The 20,551-nt window shown below is 71.3% G+C and carries 18 protein-coding genes; 2 read left to right on the forward strand and 16 right to left on the reverse strand.

What is annotated here, in order from left to right; translation table 11 throughout:
- Positions 1–29 precede the first annotated feature (29 nt).
- The 13 genes from ASG80_RS14865 to ASG80_RS14925 form a co-directional block, all read right to left on the reverse strand.
- Positions 30–1,985, reverse strand: coding sequence for a hypothetical protein (locus tag ASG80_RS14865; protein ID WP_056732016.1), 1,956 nt, complete (start codon positions 1,983–1,985; stop codon positions 30–32).
- Between the two features lies 1 nt (position 1,986).
- Positions 1,987–3,180: a methionine adenosyltransferase gene (gene metK / locus ASG80_RS14870; protein WP_056732018.1), complete on the reverse strand. Its 1,194-nt coding sequence runs from the start codon at positions 3,178–3,180 to the stop codon at positions 1,987–1,989.
- Complete coding sequence (gene coaBC / locus ASG80_RS14875) at positions 3,177–4,433, reverse strand: bifunctional phosphopantothenoylcysteine decarboxylase/phosphopantothenate--cysteine ligase CoaBC (protein WP_056732020.1); 1,257 nt, start codon at positions 4,431–4,433, stop codon at positions 3,177–3,179. Before coaBC ends, metK begins: the two co-directional genes overlap by 4 nt.
- Before the next feature lie 11 nt (positions 4,434–4,444).
- Positions 4,445–4,702, reverse strand: a complete 258-nt coding sequence (gene rpoZ, locus ASG80_RS14880) for a DNA-directed RNA polymerase subunit omega (RefSeq protein WP_056732021.1) — start codon at positions 4,700–4,702, stop codon at positions 4,445–4,447.
- A 64-nt stretch (positions 4,703–4,766) separates the two neighbouring features.
- Positions 4,767–5,690, reverse strand: coding sequence for a guanylate kinase (gmk, locus tag ASG80_RS14885; RefSeq protein ID WP_235508339.1), 924 nt, complete (start codon positions 5,688–5,690; stop codon positions 4,767–4,769).
- Complete coding sequence (pyrF, locus tag ASG80_RS14890) at positions 5,683–6,567, reverse strand: orotidine-5'-phosphate decarboxylase (RefSeq protein ID WP_235508340.1); 885 nt, start codon at positions 6,565–6,567, stop codon at positions 5,683–5,685. The genes gmk and pyrF overlap by 8 nt, the downstream gene beginning before the upstream one ends.
- Positions 6,564–9,851 carry a carbamoyl-phosphate synthase large subunit gene (carB, locus tag ASG80_RS14895; RefSeq protein ID WP_056732024.1) on the reverse strand — a complete coding sequence of 1,096 codons (3,288 nt, stop codon included), beginning with the start codon at positions 9,849–9,851 and terminating at the stop codon, positions 6,564–6,566. The genes pyrF and carB overlap by 4 nt, the downstream gene beginning before the upstream one ends.
- On the reverse strand, positions 9,851–11,008 hold the full coding sequence (gene carA / locus ASG80_RS14900; RefSeq protein ID WP_200952575.1) for a glutamine-hydrolyzing carbamoyl-phosphate synthase small subunit: 1,158 nt from the start codon (positions 11,006–11,008) through the stop codon (positions 9,851–9,853). The genes carB and carA overlap by 1 nt, the downstream gene beginning before the upstream one ends.
- Positions 11,001–11,552 (reverse strand): hypothetical protein, encoded by a 552-nt coding sequence (locus ASG80_RS14905; protein WP_056732026.1) that lies wholly within the window; start codon positions 11,550–11,552, stop codon positions 11,001–11,003. Before ASG80_RS14905 ends, carA begins: the two co-directional genes overlap by 8 nt.
- Positions 11,545–12,888: a dihydroorotase gene (locus tag ASG80_RS14910; RefSeq protein ID WP_056732028.1), complete on the reverse strand. Its 1,344-nt coding sequence runs from the start codon at positions 12,886–12,888 to the stop codon at positions 11,545–11,547. Before ASG80_RS14910 ends, ASG80_RS14905 begins: the two co-directional genes overlap by 8 nt.
- On the reverse strand, positions 12,888–13,838 hold the full coding sequence (locus ASG80_RS14915; protein ID WP_056732032.1) for an aspartate carbamoyltransferase catalytic subunit: 951 nt from the start codon (positions 13,836–13,838) through the stop codon (positions 12,888–12,890). Before ASG80_RS14915 ends, ASG80_RS14910 begins: the two co-directional genes overlap by 1 nt.
- The gene (gene pyrR, locus ASG80_RS14920) at positions 13,838–14,377 is read right to left on the reverse strand and encodes a bifunctional pyr operon transcriptional regulator/uracil phosphoribosyltransferase PyrR (RefSeq protein ID WP_056732034.1); all 540 of its coding nucleotides are present in this window, start codon (positions 14,375–14,377) and stop codon (positions 13,838–13,840) included. The genes ASG80_RS14915 and pyrR overlap by 1 nt, the downstream gene beginning before the upstream one ends.
- Before the next feature lie 153 nt (positions 14,378–14,530).
- A complete protein-coding gene (locus ASG80_RS14925) occupies positions 14,531–15,067 on the reverse strand; it encodes a DoxX family protein (protein WP_082590406.1) in 537 nt (178 codons plus the stop codon).
- 197 nt (positions 15,068–15,264) lie between these two features.
- Here ASG80_RS14925 and ASG80_RS14930 point away from each other — a divergent pair, with 197 nt between their 5' ends.
- A complete protein-coding gene (locus ASG80_RS14930) occupies positions 15,265–16,560 on the forward strand; it encodes a glycosyltransferase (protein ID WP_056732036.1) in 1,296 nt (431 codons plus the stop codon).
- On the opposite strand, the gene nusB is transcribed toward ASG80_RS14930, so the two are convergent.
- The 3 genes from nusB to aroQ form a co-directional block, all read right to left on the reverse strand.
- Positions 16,557–16,970 (reverse strand): transcription antitermination factor NusB, encoded by a 414-nt coding sequence (gene nusB / locus ASG80_RS14935; protein ID WP_056732038.1) that lies wholly within the window; start codon positions 16,968–16,970, stop codon positions 16,557–16,559. The two genes, ASG80_RS14930 and nusB, sit on opposite strands and share 4 nt — an antisense overlap.
- Entirely contained in the window at positions 16,970–17,533 is a 564-nt protein-coding gene (efp, locus tag ASG80_RS14940; RefSeq protein WP_056732040.1) for an elongation factor P, read from the reverse strand. The genes nusB and efp overlap by 1 nt, the downstream gene beginning before the upstream one ends.
- Before the next feature lie 76 nt (positions 17,534–17,609).
- Positions 17,610–18,050, reverse strand: a complete 441-nt coding sequence (gene aroQ, locus ASG80_RS14945) for a type II 3-dehydroquinate dehydratase (RefSeq protein ID WP_056732042.1) — start codon at positions 18,048–18,050, stop codon at positions 17,610–17,612.
- A 183-nt stretch (positions 18,051–18,233) separates the two neighbouring features.
- Here aroQ and ASG80_RS14950 point away from each other — a divergent pair, with 183 nt between their 5' ends.
- Entirely contained in the window at positions 18,234–20,492 is a 2,259-nt protein-coding gene (locus ASG80_RS14950; RefSeq protein WP_056732044.1) for an esterase-like activity of phytase family protein, read from the forward strand.
- Positions 20,493–20,551 lie beyond the last annotated feature (59 nt).

Raw genomic sequence — 20,551 nt, forward strand, 5'->3', positions numbered from 1 at the left:
TCGCTCCGGACGGAGACAGGTCGGGCCGGTCAGGGAACGTCGGGGTCGTCGAACCGCACCCGGAGCACCGGCGGACGCCGCGCCGGGCGGCCTGCGACGGGGCGGCGGCGCTCCGTCGCGACGCGGATCATCTCGGCGCGCAGCTCCCTCGCGACCGGAGCGCCGGCGGCGTAGTCGAAGCGGACGATGGCGCGCTCCAGCCCATCGTCTGCGGGTGCAGGCCCCAGCACGTCGACGCCCTCGATCGCGCGCACCGCCTCCACCGCACGGGCGACGGCGGCGTTGGACGCCGTGATGCTCGCAACCCGCACCGCGGGCGGGAAGCGGAGCGCGCGCCGCGCCGCGAGCTCGGTCGCCGCCCATTCCGCCTGACGCCAGGTCGAGAGCGCCGTCGCAAGCGTCCCGGCGACGCCCACCAGGAAGACCGGCGCGCCCGGCGCCGCCAGCGCACTCGCGTTCGACCACCATCGCAGGCAGTCCTCCGCCACACGCAGCGACTCGCGCAGCAGCATCCGCTCGCCGTCGAGGAGCAGCACGGCGCGGTAGCCGCCGTCGGCGATGGGCTCGGCTCCGCGCGTCGCGACCACGAGCCCGGGCTCGGCGTCGACCTTCAGGACCGGCCGCTCGCCATCGGACAGGATGATCCGCGTCCGCGGGAACGCGCGACCGAGCTCCTCGGCGGTTCGGCTCGCGCCGACCGTGACGACGCGCAGCTTCGTGCCGTCGCAGACGGGACACCGCCAGGCGCTCGCCCTCGTGCCGCACAGCACGCAGCCCGGATCGCCGCCGCTACGGGGCACGGCGAGCGTGCCGCCGCACGCCGCACAGCGCGCGGGCTCGCGGCACCGATCGCACGCGAGCAGCGGTGCGTTGCCCGGCCTCGCGACCTGCACGAGCACCGGTCCCTCGCGCACCGCCTCCTGCGCCTGCCGCCACGCCGCCGACGGGATACGCGCCGACCCCGGCTCGGGCGTCGCCTGCTGCTCGGTGGGGATGATCCTGGGCTTCGCGGAGCCGACCGGTGCGATGTCGTGCACCCAGCCGATCTCGACGAGGCGCTCGACCTCGACGCTCCGCGTATGCGCCATCAGGAGCAGCGCGGACCCGCTCTGCTCCTGCCGCACGAGCGCGGCGTCGCGGGGGTGCACGCCCGGCGCGAGCGGCTCGTTGAGGAGTGCGTCGCCGTCGTCCCAGATCGCGATGAGTCCGAGCCGCGCGGCGGGCGCGTAGACCGTCGAGCGGTTGCCGATGACGATGCGGGCCTCGTCACGGGTCGCATCGAGGAATGCGCGGTAGCGTTCACCGCCCGACTGCCTCGCGTCGGTGCGCAGCACCCGACGGGGGTCCACGGATGCCGCGAGCGCGGCCTCGAGCTGCCCCTGGTCGCGGTAGTCGGGCACGACGAGGATCGAGGAGCGGCCGGCCGCTAGCGCGTGCGCAGCGGCCACGGCGATCGTCACGGCCCATGCCCCCACCCACTCGCCCGTCGGAAGCCGCAGCGGGCGGGGATCGGCGCTGAGTGACATCCGCTCGCCCCGCGCGATGCCCGCCTCGACGCGCCCGGCGGGAGCGCCGTGGATCGCGGGCGGGGTGTCGGGCAACGGCCCCGGATCGCCGGGTGCAGCCACCCATGTCCGTTCGACGCGCACGTAGCGGCTCGGGATCGCGAGGCGCAGCACGTCGCTCGCGTTGCCCGCCGCGCGATCGGCGACGGCCCGCGCGAGCGCCCACACCTCGGGCATCAGCAGCGGCACCTCGGAGACCACGTCCTCGAGCTCGCTCAGCCTGCCGCCGTACTCGCTCGTGTCCGCGAGCTCGACCAGCCATCCGTCGGCGATGCGCCCGCCCGTGCGCAGCGGCACCCGCACTCGAACGCCGGGACGCGCGCTCGCGCGGAAGCGCTCGGGAACGGAGTAGTCGAAGAACTGGTCGAGCTGCGGCAGCGGCGAATCGACGAGCACCCTGGCGACGGCGCCGCCCGGCACGTCAGAGCCCGGCGGCCGCGCGGAGGTCGTCGACGCGGTCGAGCCGCTCCCAGGTGAAATCGGGCAGCTCGCGGCCGAAGTGGCCGTAGCTCGCGGTCTGCGCGTAGATCGGCCGGAGCAGGTCGAGGTCGCGGATGATCGCCGCAGGCCGCAGGTCGAAGACCTCGCGGATGGCGCCGATGATGCGCTCTTCGGGCACGTGGGCGGTGCCGAACGACTCGACGTAGAGCCCCACGGGTGAGGCCTTGCCGATCGCGTAGGCGACTTGGAGCTCGAGGCGGTCGGCGAGCCCGGCCGCGACCGCGTTCTTCGCGACCCATCGCATCGCGTACGCAGCGGAACGGTCGACCTTCGAAGGGTCCTTGCCGCTGAACGCGCCACCGCCGTGGCGGCTGGAGCCGCCGTAGGTGTCGATGATGATCTTGCGCCCGGTGAGGCCGGCATCGCCCTGCGGGCCACCGATCTCGAACCGCCCCGTGGGGTTGATGAGCACGGCGAGATCGGGGCGGGCGAGGTCGACCCGGTCGAGCACGGGCCGGATGACGAGCTCCTCGACCTCGGCCCGCAGCTGCTCGGTCGACACGGCCGGCGAGTGCTGGGTCGACAGCACCACGGTCTCGATGGTGCGCGGCACCTGGCCGTCGTAGCCGATCGTGACCTGGGTCTTGCCGTCTGGGCGCAGGTAGTCGAGCTCGCCCTGCTTGCGCACCTCGGCGAGCCGCTCGGAGAGCCGGTGCGCGAGCCAGATCGGCACGGGCATGAGCTCTGGGGTCTCGCGGGTGGCGTAGCCGAACATGATGCCCTGGTCGCCCGCGCCCTGCATGTCGAGCGCGTCCTCGCTCGCGCGCTCGCGCGCCTCGAAGGCGTGGTCGACGCCCTGCGCGATGTCGGGCGACTGGCCGCCGATCGACACCGAGACGCCGCAGGAGCGGCCGTCGAACCAGACGTCGGAGGAGTTGTAGCCGATCGACGTCACCCGATCCCGCACGATCGCCGGGATCTCGACGTATCCAGACGTCGTCACCTCGCCTGCGACATGCACGAGCCCCGTCGTGACGAGCGTCTCGACCGCGACCCGGCTGTGGGGGTCGACGGTGAGCAGCGCATCGAGGATCGAGTCCGAGATCTGGTCGCAGAGCTTGTCGGGGTGGCCCTCGGTGACGGATTCGGAGGTGAAGAGTCGGAGTGCGCTCATGTGGTGGGCTCGTGTTCCTTCGTGGTGTCGGCGGCGGACGCCGCGGTCGTCGATTCCGAGACAACCACGTCGAGGATGTCATCTGCCACCGACGCCTTGGTTCCGTGTGCTCGTGTGACGATCTCGCCGTCGCGTCCGATGACCACGACGCGGTTCTCGTCGCTCGCGAACCCCTCATGCCAGCCCACACGGTTGATCACGATGAGGTCGGCGCCCTTGGCCTCGAGCTTGGCGCGGCCGAGGGCGAGGAGCCGGTCGTCGTCGGGCTCGGTCTCGGCGGCGAACCCCATGAGGAGGGTGCCGTCGTGCGGAGCGCCGCCGAGGCCCGCGAGGATGTCGGGGTTGCGTACGAGCTCGAGCGTCATGCCGCCGTCGCCCTCGTCCTTCTTGAGCTTCGACTCGCTCACGTCGGCAGGCCGGTAGTCGGCCACTGCCGCCGCCATCACGACCACGTCGGCGCCCTTCGCGGCATCCGTCACCGCCTGCTGCAACTCGAGGGCGGTCGACACGCGGCGGATGTCGCACCCCTCGGGGGCGGCGATCTCGAGGTTCGCGGCGATCAGCGTCACCTCGGCGCCCCGCGCGCGAGCGGCCTCGGCGATCGCTACGCCCTGTTTGCCGCTCGAGCGGTTGCCGAGGAATCGCACGGGGTCGAGCGGCTCGCGGGTACCGCCGGCGGTCACGACCACCCGGCGGCCGGCGAGGTCGCGACGAGCGGATGCCGCGGCTCGCTCGAGCGCGGCGGCGGCGATGACCTCGGGCTCCTCCATGCGGCCGGGGCCGCTGTCGGCACCCGTCAGCTGGCCGACGGCGGGACCGACGATCGTGACGCCGCGCGAGCGCAGCGTGGCGACGTTGGCCTGGGTCGCCGGATGCCGCCACATCTCGGTGTGCATCGCCGGCGCGATGACGACGGGCGCCTCGCTCGCAAGCACGGTGTTGCCGAGAAGGTCGTCGGCGAGGCCCGTCGCGAGCTTTGCGATCGTGTTCGCCGTGGCCGGCGCGATCACGATGAGGTCGGCGGCCTGGCCGATCGCGACGTGGCGCACCTCGGCGACGCCCTCGTAGAGGTCGGTGTGCACGGGATTACGCGAGATCGCCTCGAGGGTGGGGCGGCCGACGAATCGCAGCGCGCCCTCAGTCGGCACGACGTGCACGTCGTGCCCGGCGAGCACCAGCGCGCGGACGACGCCGACGGCCTTGTACGCCGCGATGCCGCCGGTGATGCCGACGACGATGTTGAGCGGCGACATCCGTGCCGTGTTCAGTCGCCGATCGGGCGGAGCCGGAGCTTGTCCTCGTTGATCTCGTGCAACGCCACCGAGAGGGGCTTGTCGTCGATCGAGGAGTCTACGAGCGGGCCCACGTTGTCGAAGAGGCTGCCCTCATGCAGGTCCGCGTAGTAGTCGTTGATCTGGCGGGCACGCTTGGATGCGAAGATCACGAGCTGGTACTTCGAGTCGACCTTGGAGAGCAGGTCGTCGATGGGCGGATCGATGATGCCGGACAGCTTCTCAGCCATGGACAGACTCCTTAGAACGAAAACGTGCGCACCTCGGTGCGCGGAAACTCGTGGCCCGGGCAGCTCAACGCCGACCCTTGCGAGGCCGCATCAAGTCTACGACCTTTTGCGCGGCCTCGCCGACGTCGTGGTTCACGACCCGGTGGTCGAACTCCTCGACCGCCGCCAGTTCGACCCTCGCGGTCTCGAGGCGGCGCTGCTGCTCGGCAGGGCTCTCGGTGCCGCGGCCGACGAGGCGTCGCACGAGTTCGTCCCAGCTCGGCGGCAGCAGGAACACCAGTGTCGCCTCGGGCATCGCGCGGCGCACCGAGCGGGCGCCCTGGATGTCGATCTCGAGCAGCACGCTGTTTCCGGCGGCGATGGCGGCCTCGACAGGCCGGCGCGGCGTGCCGTAACGGAAGGCGTTGTGCACGGTCGCCCACTCGAGGAGCTCGCCCGCCTCGATCATGCGGTCGAACGAGGCGTCGTCCACGAAGAAGTAGTGCTCACCCTCCACCTCGCCGGGGCGGGGCGGGCGGGTCGTCGCCGAGACGGACAGTCGGACGTCGGGATGGTGCCGCCGGATGTAGGACGCCACGGTGCCCTTGCCCACGGCGGTCGGGCCGGCGAGCACGACGAGTCGGTCGCCGGTGCCGCCGTGATCGGCCACCCAGTCGGCGACGAAATCGCGCAGGCGCCGGCGCTGCAGCCGGCCGAGCCCGCCGAGGCGCTTCGACGTCGCGATCGCGAGCTCGGTCATGATGCGAGTGCTCTTGGTCGCGCCGATCGCAGGGATCGACGTGAGGAACTCGGGCACGCGAATGCGGCCCTCGACGCCCTCGGGCTCCTCGTAGGCCACACGCAGCACGTCGAGCGGGCTGCGGGCGCCGCTCGCGACGTCGGCCTTCACCGTCGCGCGGGCGCGTCGCGCCGCCACCGCGGCGCGGGAGGCGGCGACGCGGTCGACCTCAGGCGGGGTGGGGGTGGTCGTCGTGGTCGTGTCAGGCAACGGCCGCTCCATACTCGTCGACGCGACGCGCGATGGCGTCGGCAAGCCCGTCGGGTCCCGCCATGAGGAGGGAGCGCGACTCGTTCGCCACGACACCGGCGGAATAGGAGCCGAAGCGGGCCCGCAGCTCGCGGGGCTCCGCGCCCTGGTGCCCGAAGCCGGGCGCGAGCACTGGCAGGCCCGGTCGCGGCGGCTCGCCGTCGATGTCGATGCCGGCGGCCGGGAGGTCGGTGGTGGCGCCGAACACGACGCCGATCGAGCCGAGCGCGCGCTCCGCGGCATCCGTCCGCCCCTGGTTCCAGCCGATGACGCCCTGCGTGATCGCCTGCGCGACCGTGGAGCCCGCGCGGCTCGACTGCTGCAGCACCGCCCGCTGGATCGCCCCGGCCTCGGGGTTCGAGGTCGCCGCGAGCACGAAGAGGCCCTTGCCGGCCGCCTCGGCGGCGCCCATGACCTGCTCGATGGAGCCGAGGCCCTGGTAGGCGCTGATCGTCATCGCGTCGGCCTCGAGGCTCGAGCCGGGGCGCAGCCACGCCTCGCCGTAGGCCTCGACCGTCGAGCCGATGTCGCCGCGCTTCACGTCGGCGATCACGAGCAGGCCGGCGTCGCGCGCCTCGCCGAGCAGCCGCTCGAGCACGGCATAGCCCGCCGCACCGTGTCGCTCGAAGAACGCCACCTGCGGCTTCACGATCCCGATGTGGTCGGCTGCGGCCTCGATGGCGCGCAGCCCGAACTCGCGCACGCCCTCAGCCGAGTCGGGCTGGCCCCATGCCGCGAGCACGGACGCGTGCGGATCGAGACCGAGGCAGAGGTGGCCATAGGCGGCGAAGACGGCCTCGAGCCGGTCTCCGAAGGGAATCACGCCGACGCCGTTCACTCGCGCACCTCCCGCCGCTCGGCGTACTCCTGCAGGCTGGTCACCTCGAACCCGCCGCGAACCGCGTCGAGCGAGGCCACAGCCGCCGAGAGCTCGGCGATGGTCGTGAACAGCGGGATGTCCGAGGCGACCGCGGCGGCGCGGATCTCGTAGCCGTCGGCGCGCGCAGAGCGGCCGCTCGGGGTGTTGACCACCACGTCGACCTCCCCGCGGTGGATGAGCTCGACGACGGATGCCGCGTCGGCGGTCGGCTTGTCGCTGTACTTCAGCACCTCGCGGGCCGCGATGCCGTTGCGGTGGAGCACCTCCGCGGTGCCCTCGGTCGCGGCGATCTCGTACCCGAGCTGCTGCAGGCGCAGCACGGGGAGGATGATCGAGCGTTTGTCGCGGTCGGAGACCGACACGAACACCGTCCCCGAGAGCGGCATGCCGCCGTAGGCCGCGAGCTGGCTCTTCGCGAACGCCGTCGGGAAGTCCCGATCGATTCCCATGACCTCGCCGGTCGAGCGCATCTCGGGGCCGAGCACGGAGTCGACCATGATCCCCTCGCGGGTGCGGAACCGGTTGAATGGCAGCACGGCCTCCTTCACGGCGACGGGCGCGTCGAGCGGCACCCTGGAGCCGTCGGATGCCGGGAGCATGCCCTCCGCGACGAGCTCCGCGACCGTCGCGCCCACCATGATGCGCGACGCCGCCTTCGCGAGCGGGATCCCGAGCGCCTTCGACACGAACGGCACCGTGCGGCTCGCGCGCGGATTCGCCTCGAGCACGTAGAGCACGCCGGCCCCGATGGCGAACTGCACGTTCAGCAAGCCCTTCACGCCGATGCCCTCGGCGATCGCGCGTGTCGCCTCGCGCACGCGGTCGACCTCTGCGCGGCCGAGGGTCACGGGCGGCAGGGTGCAGCTGGAGTCGCCGGAGTGGATGCCGGCCTCCTCGATGTGCTCCATCACGCCGCCGATGTAGAGGTCGGTGCCGTCGTAGAGCGCGTCGACGTCGATCTCGATGGCGTCGTCGAGGAACCGGTCGACGAGGAGCGGGTGGCTCGGGCCGACGATCCCCTGGCCCTCGATTCTCATGAAGTAGTCCGCGAGCGACGCGGAGTCGTAGACGATCTCCATGCCCCGGCCGCCGAGCACGTAGCTGGGTCGCACCAGCACGGGGTACCCGATGCCCTCGGCCACGTGCACCGCGCCCGCGAGGTCGATCGCCGTGCCGTTGCGAGGTGCGGTGAGGCCTGCGGCATCCAGGATGCCCGAGAACAGGCCGCGCTCCTCGGCGAGGTCGATCGCGTCGGGGGTCGTGCCGAGGATCGGCACGCCCGCCGCTTCGAGGCCCTTCGCGAGCCCGAGGGCGGTCTGGCCGCCGAGCTGCACCACGACGCCGACGAGCTCTCCGGTCTGCGACTCGGCATGGATCACCTCGAGCACGTCCTCGAGGGTGAGCGGCTCGAAGTAGAGGCGGTCGCTCGTGTCGTAGTCCGTCGAGACGGTCTCGGGGTTGCAGTTGATCATGATGGTCTCGAAGCCCGCGGCCGACAGGGCGAACGACGCGTGCACGCACGAGTAGTCGAACTCGACTCCCTGCCCGATGCGATTCGGCCCCGAGCCGATGATGACGACCTTGCGGCGGTGGGAGGGCTCCACCTCGGTCTCGAGGTCGTAGCTGGAGTAGTGGTACGGCGTGAGCGCCGGGAACTCCCCCGCGCACGTGTCGACGGTCTTGTACACCGGGCGGATGCCGAGGATGTGGCGCACCTCGCGGGCGTCGGCCTCGCCGAAGCCGCGGAGCTGGCCGATCTGGGCGTCGGAGAATCCGTGGTCCTTCGCGAGCAGCAGGGTGTCGTGGTCGAGGGCCCCGGCGTTCGCGACGGTGTCGGCGACCTCGTTGATGAGCACGATCTGGTCGAGGAACCACGGGTCGATCCTCGTCGCCTCGAAGAGCTCCTCGATCGTCGCGCCCTTGCGCAGCGCCTGCTGCACGAGCACGATGCGGCCGTCGGTCGGGACTCGCGTCGCCTCGACGAGCTCGGCGGCGCTGCGCTCCTCCCCACCCCAGTGGAAGGAGGATCCGCGTTTCTCGAGCGAGCGCAGGGCCTTCTGCAGGGCCGTCGCGTAGTTGCGACCGATGGCCATGGCCTCGCCGACCGACTTCATCGTGGTGGTGAGCGTCGGGTCGGCGGCCGGGAACTTCTCGAACGCGAACCGCGGCACCTTCACGACGACGTAGTCGAGGGTCGGCTCGAAGCTCGCGGGCGTCACCCGGGTGATGTCGTTCGGGATCTCGTCGAGCCGGTACCCGATGGCGAGCTTCGCGGCGATCTTCGCGATCGGGAAGCCGGTGGCCTTCGACGCGAGCGCCGACGAGCGCGACACGCGAGGGTTCATCTCGATGACGATGATGCGGCCGGTGTCGGGGTTCACGGCGAACTGGATGTTGCATCCGCCGGTGTCGACGCCGACCGAGCGGATGATGTCGATGCCGATGTCACGCAGGCGCTGGTACTCGCGGTCGGTGAGCGTGAGCGCGGGCGCCACGGTGATCGAGTCGCCCGTGTGCACGCCGACGGGGTCGACGTTCTCGATCGAGCACACGACGACGGTGTTGTCGTGCGTGTCGCGCATGAGCTCGAGCTCGTACTCCTTCCAGCCGAGGATCGACTCCTCGAGCAGCACCTCGGAGGTCGGCGAGTTGTGGATGCCCTGCGTCACGATGCGCACGAGGTCGTCCTCGGTGTACGCGAACCCCGAGCCGAGGCCGCCCATGGTGAAGGACGGGCGCACGACGAGCGGGTAGCCGAGGTCGAGGGCGAACTCCTTCGCCTCGTCGAGGGTCTTCGCCACGTGCGAACGGGCGACCTCCGCGCCCGCTTCGACGACGAGGTCCTTGAAGAGCTGCCGGTCCTCGCCCTTGCGGATCGCGTCGACCTTGGCGCCGATGAGCTCGACGCCGTGCTTGTCGAGGATGCCCGCGTCGTGGAGGGCGATGGCCGCGTTCAGCGCGGTCTGGCCGCCGAGCGTCGGCAGCACGGCATCCGGTCGTTCCTTGACGATGATCGACTCGATGATCTCGGGTGTGATCGGCTCGATGTAGGTCGCGTCGGCGAAGTCGGGGTCGGTCATGATCGTGGCCGGGTTGGGGTTCACGAGGATGACGCGCACGCCCTCCGCGCGGAGCACCCGGCAGGCCTGCGTGCCCGAGTAGTCGAACTCGGCGGCCTGGCCGATGACGATCGGACCGGATCCGATGACGAGGACGCTGGTGATGTCGTCGCGCTTGGGCATCAGGCGCTGGTCTCCTTGCTCGCGATGACCATGTCGCGGAAGCGGTCGAACAGGTAGTTGGCGTCGTGCGGGCCCGCAGCCGACTCGGGGTGGTACTGCACCGAGAACGCCGGGATGTCGAGGCAGTTGAGCCCCTCGACGACGTTGTCGTTGAGGTCGTAGTGGCTCACCTCGACGCGGCCGAATCCCTCGCTGGACTCGCTGACGCGGTCGATCGGCGCGTCGACGGCGAAGCCATGGTTGTGCGCGGTGATCTCGACGCGGCCCGTTGCCCGGTCGAGCACGGGCTGGTTGATGCCGCGATGCCCGAAGGGCAGCTTGTAGGTGCCGAACCCGAGTGCGCGGCCGAGAAGCTGGTTGCCGAAGCAGATGCCGAAGTACGGCAGGCCCTCCTTGAGGGTCGCCCGAAGCAGCTCCACGTGCCGGTCGGATGCCCCGGGGTCGCCCGGTCCGTTCGAGAAGAACAGGGCGTCGGGCGCCATCGCGAGCACCTCCTCGGCGGTGATCGACTGCGGCATGACGTGCACGTCGAAGCCCCGCTCGGCGAGGTACTTCAGCGTCGACGTCTTCACGCCGAGGTCGAGCACCGCCACGGACCCGACCCGCTCGCCCTCGGCGGGCCGCGTGTATGGCTCGGTGGTCGAGACGGTGCCCGAGAGGTTCAGGCCCGTCATCTCGGCGCTGCCGAGCACGAGCTCGAGTTGCTCGCCGTGCGTGAGCGCGATCGCCTCACCCGAGAAGATGCCGGCGCGCATCGCCCCGGCCGAGCGGAGGTGGCGGGTGAGGGCACGCGTGTCGATGCCGCTGATGCCGACGACGCCCGACCCCTCGAGGTCGGCGTCGAGGCTGCGCTCGGCGCGGAAGTTGGAGACGACGCGGGAGGGGTCGCGCACGACGAAGCCGGACACCCAGATGCGCGCGGACTCCATGTCCTCGTCGTTCATGCCGGTGTTGCCGATGTGCGGTGCCGTCATCATGACGATCTGGCCGGCGTAGGAGGGGTCGGTGAGGGTCTCCTGGTACCCGGTCATGCCGGTTGCGAAGACCGCCTCGCCGAGGGTGCGACCGCGGGCGCCATAGGCACGCCCCTCGTACCGGCGCCCGTCCTCGAGCACGAGCACGGCGGGTTCGGGCGTGCGGGTGGGGGTCTCAGTCATCCGAGGCCTCTTTCTCCTGTTCCGGCCGCGGCGCGGTCCGTGCGGCGGCGATGTCGTTGACGGCGACGATGATGCGCGCCGAGTCGCCCGGGTACCGGGCCCTGAGGTAGCTGTCGACGTGCGGAGCGGTCATCTCGACGTCGGCGACCTGCGCGACCCAGGTGATCGCCACGAGCCCTTCGGGCTCGACGCCGCGGTCGATCGCGTAGCTGGCCTCGCCGGCCGACACGATGCGGTCGGCGGGGAGGAAGCTCGCCTGCTCCCCGGCGACCCGGAGCACCACGCCCTCGGGCGCGATCTCGATGTGCGCGGCGCCGCGGAAGGCGAGCCCGTGCACGGCGAGGCGCTCGAGGGGCTGGCCGGTCGGTGTCGTGGCGACGTAGAGCACCTCCATCTCGAGCGCGGGCGCGCCGGGGGACGCCGGAAGTGCGTACGCCGAGAGCGTCTCGTCGCGTACGGTGCGCCGCTTCCACGACCGCACCATGAGCCATGCGGCGACCCCGACGATGGCGACGGCGATGATCACGCCGAGCCACTCACCCACGTGCCACCTCCAGCCGGTCGGCCGCGCGCCGCGCCACCTCGTCGGCGGGACGCACGGCGCCGTCGAGGTACGTCGGGTAGCCACCGTGGAACGTCGCGACGACGCGTCCTGGCAGTCGACGCCCGAGGTACGGCGAGTTCACGCTGCGTCCCGCGAGACGGTCGAGCGAGAACTCGGATGCCGCGGCGGGGTCGTACAGCGTGACCTCCGCCGCCGAACCGGCCGCCAGCGCCTGTCCCTGACCGTCGAGCCGCCCGATGCGGGCCGGCGTCGCCGACATCACGCGCGCGACATCCGCCCACCCGAGGAGGCCGTTCTCGACCACGGCGGCGTGCACGACCGCGAGCGCGGACTCGAGCCCGACCATGCCGTTGGCCGCGGCATCCCACTCGCTCTCCTTCGCCTCCACCGGGTGGGGCGCGTGGTCGGTCGCGACGATGTCGATGGTGCCGTCGGCGAGGGCCGCGCGGAGCGCCTCGACGTCTTCGGCACGGCGAAGCGGCGGGTTCACCTTGAAGCGGGGGTCGTAGCTCGCCACCAGGTCCTCGGTGAGGAGCATGTGGTGCGGCGTGACCTCGGCGGTGACGTCGATGCCGCGGGCCTTGGCCCAGCGGATCACCTCGACGGACCCGGCGGTGGAGACGTGGCAGACGTGCAAGCGGCTGCCGACGTGCTCGGCGAGCAGCACGTCGCGCGCGATGACCGACTCCTCGGCGACCGCCGGCCAGCCGGTGAGCCCCAGCTCGCCCGACAGTGCGCCCTCGTTCATCTGCGCGCCCTCGGTCAGGCGCGGCTCCTGCGCATGCTGGGCGATGACGCCGTCGAACGCCTTCACGTACTCGAGCGCGCGACGCATCAGCAGCGGGTCGGCGACGCAGAAGCCGTCGTCGGAGAACACGCGCACGTTCGCGCGGGAGCGTGCCATCGCGCCGAGCTCGGCGAGCTGCTCGCCCTTGAGGCCGACGGTGACGGCGCCGATCGGCTGCACCGTGGCGTACCCGGCCGCGCGGCCGAGGCTCGCCTCCTGCTCGACGACGCCGGCCGTGTCGGCGACCGGGAAGGTGTTCGCCATCGCGAAGACGGCGGTGAAGCCGCCGGCGGCCGCGGCCTGCGTGCCGGTGAGCACGGTCTCGCTCTGCTCGTAGCCGGGTTCGCGCAGGTGCGCGTGGAGGTCGACGAGGCCGGGGAGGGCGAGGAGCCCGTCGGCGTCGACGACCGTCGCGCCGGCGGCATCCGTGATGCGGCCGATCTCGGCGATGACGCCGTCGGCGAGCAGCAGGTCGGCACGCTCGCCCGAGGGCAGGGTCGCGCCGGCGATCAGGTGGCGCTCGGCCATCACGCCTCACCCCGTTCGCCCGACAGCAGCAGATAGAGGGCGGCCATTCTCACTGATACTCCGTTCGCGACCTGCTCGCGCACCGTCGACTGGGGCGAATCGGCAGCGCGGGCGGCGATCTCCAGCCCGCGGTTCATCGGGCCGGGGTGCATGACCATCGTAGTCGGGGGCAGTCGATCGAACCTGGCGTCATCGAGGCCCCAGGTGCGGGCGTACTCCCGGGTGTTCGGGAAGAACGCCGCGTGCATGCGCTCCGCCTGGATGCGGAGCATCATGACGACGTCGGGCGAACCGGCGAGCGACGCGTCGAGGTCGTAGCCGACCGTCGCCGGCCAGCCCGCGGTGTCGACCGGCACGAGCGTCGGCGGGGCCACGAGCTGCACCTCGGCGCCGAGGGTCGTGAGGAGCCACACGTTCGACCGGGCGACGCGCGAGTGCAGGATGTCGCCGACGATCACGACGCGCACGCCGTCGAGCCCGCGGCCTCGCGAGGCGGCGCCGTGCAGCCGGCGCCGGATCGTGAACGCGTCGAGGAGGGCCTGGGTCGGATGCTCGTGCGTGCCGTCCCCGGCGTTGACGACGCCGGCGTCGATCCATCCGCTCGTCGCGAGGGTCTGCGGGGCGCCCGAGGCGTGGTGGCGGATGACCACCCCGTCGGCGCCCATGGCCTGGAGCGTCTGGGCGGTGTCCTTCAGGCTCTCGCCCTTCGAGACGCTCGACCCCTTGGCGCTGAAGTTGATGACGTCGGCCGAGAGGCGCTTGGCCGCGGCCTCGAACGAGATGCGGGTGCGCGTGGAGTCCTCGAAGAAGAGGTTCACGACCGTCTTGCCGCGCAGGGTCGGGAGCTTCTTCATCTCGCGCTCCTGCACGGCCGACATGTCCTCGGCGATGTCGAGCAGGGCGATGGCGTCGTCGCGCGGGAGGTCCTTCGTGGTGAGCAGGTGCCGCATCACTCCACACCCCCGTCGATCGTGACAGCGTCGTCGCCGTCGATCTCGGCGAGTCGCACGTTGATACGCTCGCGGGTGGAGCTCGGGAGGTTCTTGCCGACGAAGTCGGCCCTGATCGGGAACTCGCGGTGGCCGCGGTCGACGAGCACCGCGAGGCGCACCGCTCGTGCGCGGCCGAGGTCGGCGAGCGCGTCGAACGCGGCCCGGATCGTGCGACCCGAGTAGAGCACGTCGTCGACGAGCACGACGGTCACACCGTCGATGCCGCCCTCTGGCACCGATGTGGGCTGCGGCGCGCGCACCGGGTGCCGGCCGAGGTCGTCACGGTACATCGTCACGTCGAGCGCGCCGGCGGGGACATCGGATGCCGCGATGCGGCCGATGATGGCAGCGAGGCGTTCGGCGAGCACCACGCCGCGGGTGGGGATGCCGAGGAGCATGAGCCCTTCGACTCCGCGATTCGACTCGAGGATCTCGTGGGCGATGCGAGTGATCGCCCGATCGATGTCAGCCTGCTGCAGCACGGTGCGCACAGCCACGCGGACTCCCTTCTCCGCCTCACGGGACGGGCTTCAAGGTTGCCTTCTCCGAGCAAGCCTACCAGCCGCGACGATCGACGCCTTCGACTCCCCCGGACGAACACGAAGGGCGGAACGCATCGCGCTCCGCCCTTCGTGCGTGGGTGCCGCCGGTCATCGGCTGGACCGCGCAGGTCCACGCAGCGCGCGCGAGGCGACGACGAGCGCCGCCGCGATGAGCACGACGTTCTTCAGGACGTATTGGCCGAGGAGCGTCGGTCCCGCGGCGGTGAACAGCTCGCCCGGGAAGAACACGATGGGCGAGAGGATTCCGACGAACGCGATCGCGAGCATCACGAGGCCGAATCGGGCGAAGACGCCCGAGATGAGCGCGAGGCCCGCGACGGTCTCGATGATCGCCGTGAGGACGAGGGCGAGCTGGCCCCCCACGATGCCGAACGTGAGCACGCCCCACGTGGCCTCGACGAGCGACTCGAGGGGGCTCACGCCGGGGAAGAACTTCACGACGCCGAAGGCGACGAACACCGCGCCGAGGGCGACGCGCAGCGCGGGGATGCTCCAGCGCTCGAGGAGCGCCTTGAGCATCGCCTCGAGCGAGCCGAGACGGTCGGGCAGGCTGATGTGGGCGACCGGCACGGGACGTGGCCCGACGGGTTGCAGGCCGGGAGTGCGGGCGGGAATCGTGGACATGGCGCAGGTGCTCCTTCCAGAGCGATCGAGGTGATGGGATCGGCGCACGATACCGCTGCGCCTACATCCAGTGAACCGTCGGCGGCCGCGCCGGAGATCAGTGCGAGCGCCGGAATCCGTGGAGGGCGTCCACCCATTCGGTGCCCGTGCCAGCACTGGGGGTGCCGTGCCGATGCCCGCGTGTGGTCGAATCGACCATGGCCGAAGTGATGATCGCGGTGATGCCGTTCCACGGGCACGTCGCGCCGATGGCGGCGGTGGCGCGGGCGTTCCTCGACGCCGGCCACGGGGTGCGCGTCTACACCGGCTCGGCGCACGCGCCGCGGTTCGAGGCGCTCGGTGCGCGCGTCGTGCCGTGGCGGGCGGCGCCCGACTTCGACGAGCTCGACCTGTCGGCGACCTTCCCGGCGCTGCGGGGCCGGAAGGGTCCGAGGCAGATGCTCGCCAACGTCGAGCACCTCTTCGTCCGCACCGGCTCGCGGCAGGCCGACGATCTCGTGGCGGCGTATCGCGACGAGCCGTGGGACGTCATCGTCGCCGACGGCCTGAGCCTCGGCGCACACTTCGCCTCGGAGCTGAGCGGTACGCCGTGGGTCACGGTGAGCATCGTTCCGCTCGGGATCCCGAGCCGCGACCTCCCGCCGCCGATGTTCGGCCTCGCACCGGCGACCGGCGTGCTCGGCCGGTGGCGGGATCGTGCCCTGCGGGCGGTCGCGCGGGCAGGTGCGCGCGGCATCCAGCGGGCCTACGACGAGGAGCGTCACCGCACCGGCCTTCCGCCGAACCACCTCACCTTCGACGAGGCGTGCTACTCCCCCACGCTCGTCTGCGCCTCGGGCATCGAGGAGCTGGAGTTCCACCGTACGGACCTGGCGACGCACGTGGTGTTCGTCGGCGAGCTCACGCGCGCGGCGAGCGGCACGCCCGTCCCGGCGTGGTGGCCAGACGTCGCGTCATCCGACGCTCCCGTGGTGCACGTCACGCAGGGCACGCAGAATGTCGACCCGCACGACCTCGTCGAGCCCGCATTCGCCGCGCTCGGCCGCCGACGTGCGCTCGTGGTGGCGACGACTGGGCGGGCGGATGACGCCAGCCTGCCGTTCCCGGCGCCGCCGAACGCCCGCGTGGCCGGCATCGTGCCGTACGAGGCGCTGCTCCCTCACGTCGACGTGATGATCACGAACGGCGGATGGGGCGGCGTGCTCGCCGCGCTCGCGGCGGGCATCCCCCTCGTGGTGGCCGGCGGCGACCTCGACAAGCCCGAGGTGGCCGCACGCGTCGCGTGGTCGGGCGCCGGTGTGAACCTGCGCACCGGACGACCGTCGGCGCGGGCCGTGCTGCGGGCGTGGCGCCGGGTCTCGTCGGATGCGGTCTACCGGGCGAACGCGCAGCGGCTCGCTGCTGTGCTCTCCGAGCACGACGGGCCGCGCGAGGTCGTCGCGCACACCCTCGGGTTGCTCGACGCAGGGATCCCGAATCCAGCGGGCGACTAACCCTTCGTGTGCGAGATCGCCGCGAGCAGCCCGTTCACGAACCCGGCCGAGTCGTCGGTGGAGAGCACGGTGGCCGCCTCGACGGCCTCGGAGATCGCGACCGGGTCGGGCACCTCCTCGTTGTAGAGGATCTCCCACACGCCGATGCGCAGCAGGGCACGGTCGACCGCGGGCATGCGCTCCAGCGTCCATCCGCGCGAATGGGTCGTGATGAGCTCGTCGATCTCGTCGCGGTGGTCGACGATGCCGTCCACGATCTCGCGGGCGTACAGCCACGACGCCTGGCGTTCGGGCTCGCTCACGGCGCGCTCCGCCTCGACGGCGAGCAACTGCTCCACCGGCACCTGGCGCATGTCGGCCGCGTAGAGCATGTCGAGGGCGCGCTTGCGCGCCTTCGTGCGGGCGCTCACTAGTCGTTCACGCGGCCGAGGTAGTCGCCCGTGCGGGTGTCGACCTTGACCTTCGTGCCGGTCTCGAGGAAGAGCGGCACCTGGATCTCGTAGCCGGTCTCGACGGTGGCGGGCTTCGTGCCGCCCGTCGAGCGGTCGCCCTGCAGGCCGGGCTCGGTGTAGGTGATCTCGAGCACCACCGAGGCGGGCAGGTCGACGTAGAGGGGGTTGCCGTTGTTCAGGGCGATCGTGACCGACTGGTTCTCGAGCATGAAGTGCGCGGCGTCGCCGACGACGGCCGCGGGCACCGTGATCTGGTCGTAGTCGGTCGCGTCCATGAACACGAAACCGTCGCCGTCGTCGTACAGGTAGGTGAAGTCGCGGCGGTCGACGTTCTCGATGTCGACCTTCGTACCGGCGTTGTACGTGCGGTCGACGACCTTGCCCGTCACGACGTTCTTCAGCTTCGTGCGGACGAACGCGCCGCCCTTGCCGGGCTTGACGTGCTGGAACTCGATGACGCTCCAGAGCTGGCCGTCGATGTTGAGAACGACGCCGTTCTTGATGTCAGCGGTGCTTGCCATTCGAAGAGGTTCCGATCGATCGAGGGAAGTCAGAGGGCACGCGTCGAACGCGTGCGACTGATCGAGTGTAGTCGACTCACCCTCGCGACCGCAGAACCCAGTCCACCGCGAGCCGGTACGAGTCGGCGCCGAACCCGGCGATCACCCCCGTCGCGACGCCCGAGATCACGCTCGTGTGCCGGAACGTCTCGCGCGCGTGCGGGTTCGACAGGTGCACCTCCACGAGCGGCACGCCCGCCTGCTTCAACTGCGCCGCCGCGTCCCGCAGCGCGTAGCTGTAGTGCGTGAACGCGGCCGGGTTCAGCACGACCGGCACCCGGCGGTCGACCGCCTCGTGGATCCAGCCGATGAGCTCGGCCTCGTCGTCGGTCTGCCGCAGCTCGATCTCGACGCCGTCGGGCACGGATGCCGCGAGGGCGGCCTGGATGTCGGCGAGGGTCTCGCTGCCGTACACCTCGGGTTCGCGCGTGCCGAGCCGGCCGAGGTTCGGGCCGTTCAGCACGAGGATCGTCGTCATGCGGCAAGCCTACCGACGCGGTGTTCCGCCGCCCACGCCGGCTGCGCGCATCTCGGCAGGTGAACCTCCGGGTGACGAGAGGTTGACACTCGTGCGGCCGGCGGGCGCCGGGTTCACCGACTCGTCGTGCCTCATTCCACTCACGGCAACCGAGCGGTGCCCTGCGCCCGATTGGCTCGCCCCATGCCAGCAGACCCCAACACCCGCACGCGAACGCGCGTCGTGGCCCTTGCCGCAGCGGCAGTCACCGCAGCCGTGATCCTCCTTCCCTCCCCCGCCGACGCCGTCGGCGACACGGAACCGAACGGTCCATCGGTCAAGACCGTCGAGCCCACCCTCGTCGCTCGGGCGACGCTGTCGGCCGACCACCTCGAGCCCGGTCCCGCCAGCGGCGCCGCCCTCACGACGACGGTGAACGGCCGCACCGGCCCGTTCGCCGGCCAGGTCATCCCCGGGTTCTCGGCGATGATCGACAACGGCGATGGGACGTTCTGGGCCCAGCCCGACAACGGGTTCGGCTCGAAGGGCAACTCGGCGGACTTCCTGCTCCGCAACTACCTCGTCCGTCCGGCGTGGCAGACCGGCGAGGGCGGAAGCGGCGAGATCGAGATCGAGCGCTTCATCACCTACAACGACGCCGACCGGGTGCTCGACTTCCCGATCGTGAACGAGGCGACGCCGGATCGACTCCTGACGGGTGCCGACTTCGACATCGAATCGGTCGTGCTCGCGAAGGACGGCACGTTCTGGGTCGGCGAGGAGTTCGGCCCGTTCCTGCTCCACTTCGACTCCGACGGAACACTGCTCGAGAAGCCGTACCCGCTGCCCGGCGGCGCGAAGTCGCCGCAGAACCCGTACCTGCAGGCCGGCGAGACGCCGCGCGTGCGCGCGAGCCGCGGCTTCGAGGCGCTGGCGGGTTCCGCGAGCGGTCGATTCCTCTTCCCGGTGGTCGAGGGCCCGTACGCGGATGAGACGGACCTGCGCCGACGGGAGGTCCTCGAGTTCGACACGAGGGCCGGTGCCTACACGGGTCGCGCCTGGAACTACGAGACCGACCAGGACGCGAACGTCGTGGGCGACGCGTTCGCCGTGCGCGACGAGGTGCTGCTCTTCGTCGAGCGAGACGACTTCGAGGGCGACCAGGCCGTCACGAAGCGCGTCTACGAGGTCGACCTCAAGCGCATCGATGCCGAGGGCAAGCTCGAGAAGACACTCGTGCTCGACGCGCTGCGCATCGCGAACCCCGACCTCCTCGGAGCCGGCGACGGCTACGGGACGGGCGATCCGTTCTCATTGCCGGTGCAGTCGTTCGAGACCGTCGTTCAGCTCCGCGACGGCAACCTGCTGATCGCCAACGACAACAACTACCCGGGGAACGACGCGCGGATCACGGGCACCCCCGACGACGTCGAGTTCGACATCATCGACCTCGACCGGGCCCGGGTGCAGCCCTCCGACGTCACCGTCGTGGCGCACCGCGGCGCGAGCGGCTACCGGCCCGAGCACACGCTTGCCGCGTACGAGACGGCGATCACGCAGTGCGCCGACTTCATCGAGCCCGACGTGGTCGCGACGAAGGACGGCGTCCTCGTCGCCCGTCATGAGAACGAGATCAGCGGCACGACGGATGTCGCGTCCCGCCCGGCGTTCGCCGACCGGAAGGCCACGAAGGTCATCGACAGCGTCCCGGTCACCGGATGGTTCACCGAGGACTTCACCCTGGCTGAACTCAAGACGCTCCGCGCGATCGAGCGGCTCTCGCAGGTCCGACCCGCGAACACGGCGTTCAACGACCTCTACCCCATCCCGACGCTCGACGAGGTGCTCGACCTCGCCCGCCACTCGGTGAGCTGCGACGGGCGGCAGGTGGGCGTCTACCCCGAGACGAAGCACCCCACGTACTTCGACTCGATCGGACTCTCGCTGGAGGAGCCGCTCGTCGCCGAACTCGCCGGGAACGGACTCGACTCGGCCGGGGCACCGGTGATCGTGCAGAGCTTCGAGGTGGGCAACCTGAAGGAGCTCGACGGCGCCACGGACGTGACGCTCGCACAGCTCATCAGCTCGAGCGGCCGTCCCTACGACTTCACCGTCGCGGGCGACACTCGCACCTACGCCGACCTCGCCACGCCCGCCGGGCTGGCTGAGATCGCGACGTACGCCGACGGGATCGGAGTCGAGAAGAGCGTCGCGATCCCGCGCACCGCGGACGGCACGCTCGGCTCGCCGACCACGCTGATCGCCGACGCCCACGCGATCGGCCTCGAGGTGCACGGATGGACCTTCCGCCGCGAGAATGCCTTCCTCCCCGCCGAGTTCCGCTCGAGCGCCGACCCCGCCGGCATCGGCGACCTGGCCGGCGAGCTTCGGGTGTTCCTCGACGCGGGCCTCGACGGCTTCTTCAGCGACAACCCCGACATCGGGGTCGCGACCGCGGGCTGAGCCCGCGCGCACGACACGAGAGCGGGTGGATGCGTCGGCGCATCCGCCCGCTCTCCTGC

The sequence above is a fragment of the Agromyces sp. Soil535 genome, assembly GCF_001428255.1.
Classification (GTDB): domain Bacteria; phylum Actinomycetota; class Actinomycetes; order Actinomycetales; family Microbacteriaceae; genus Agromyces.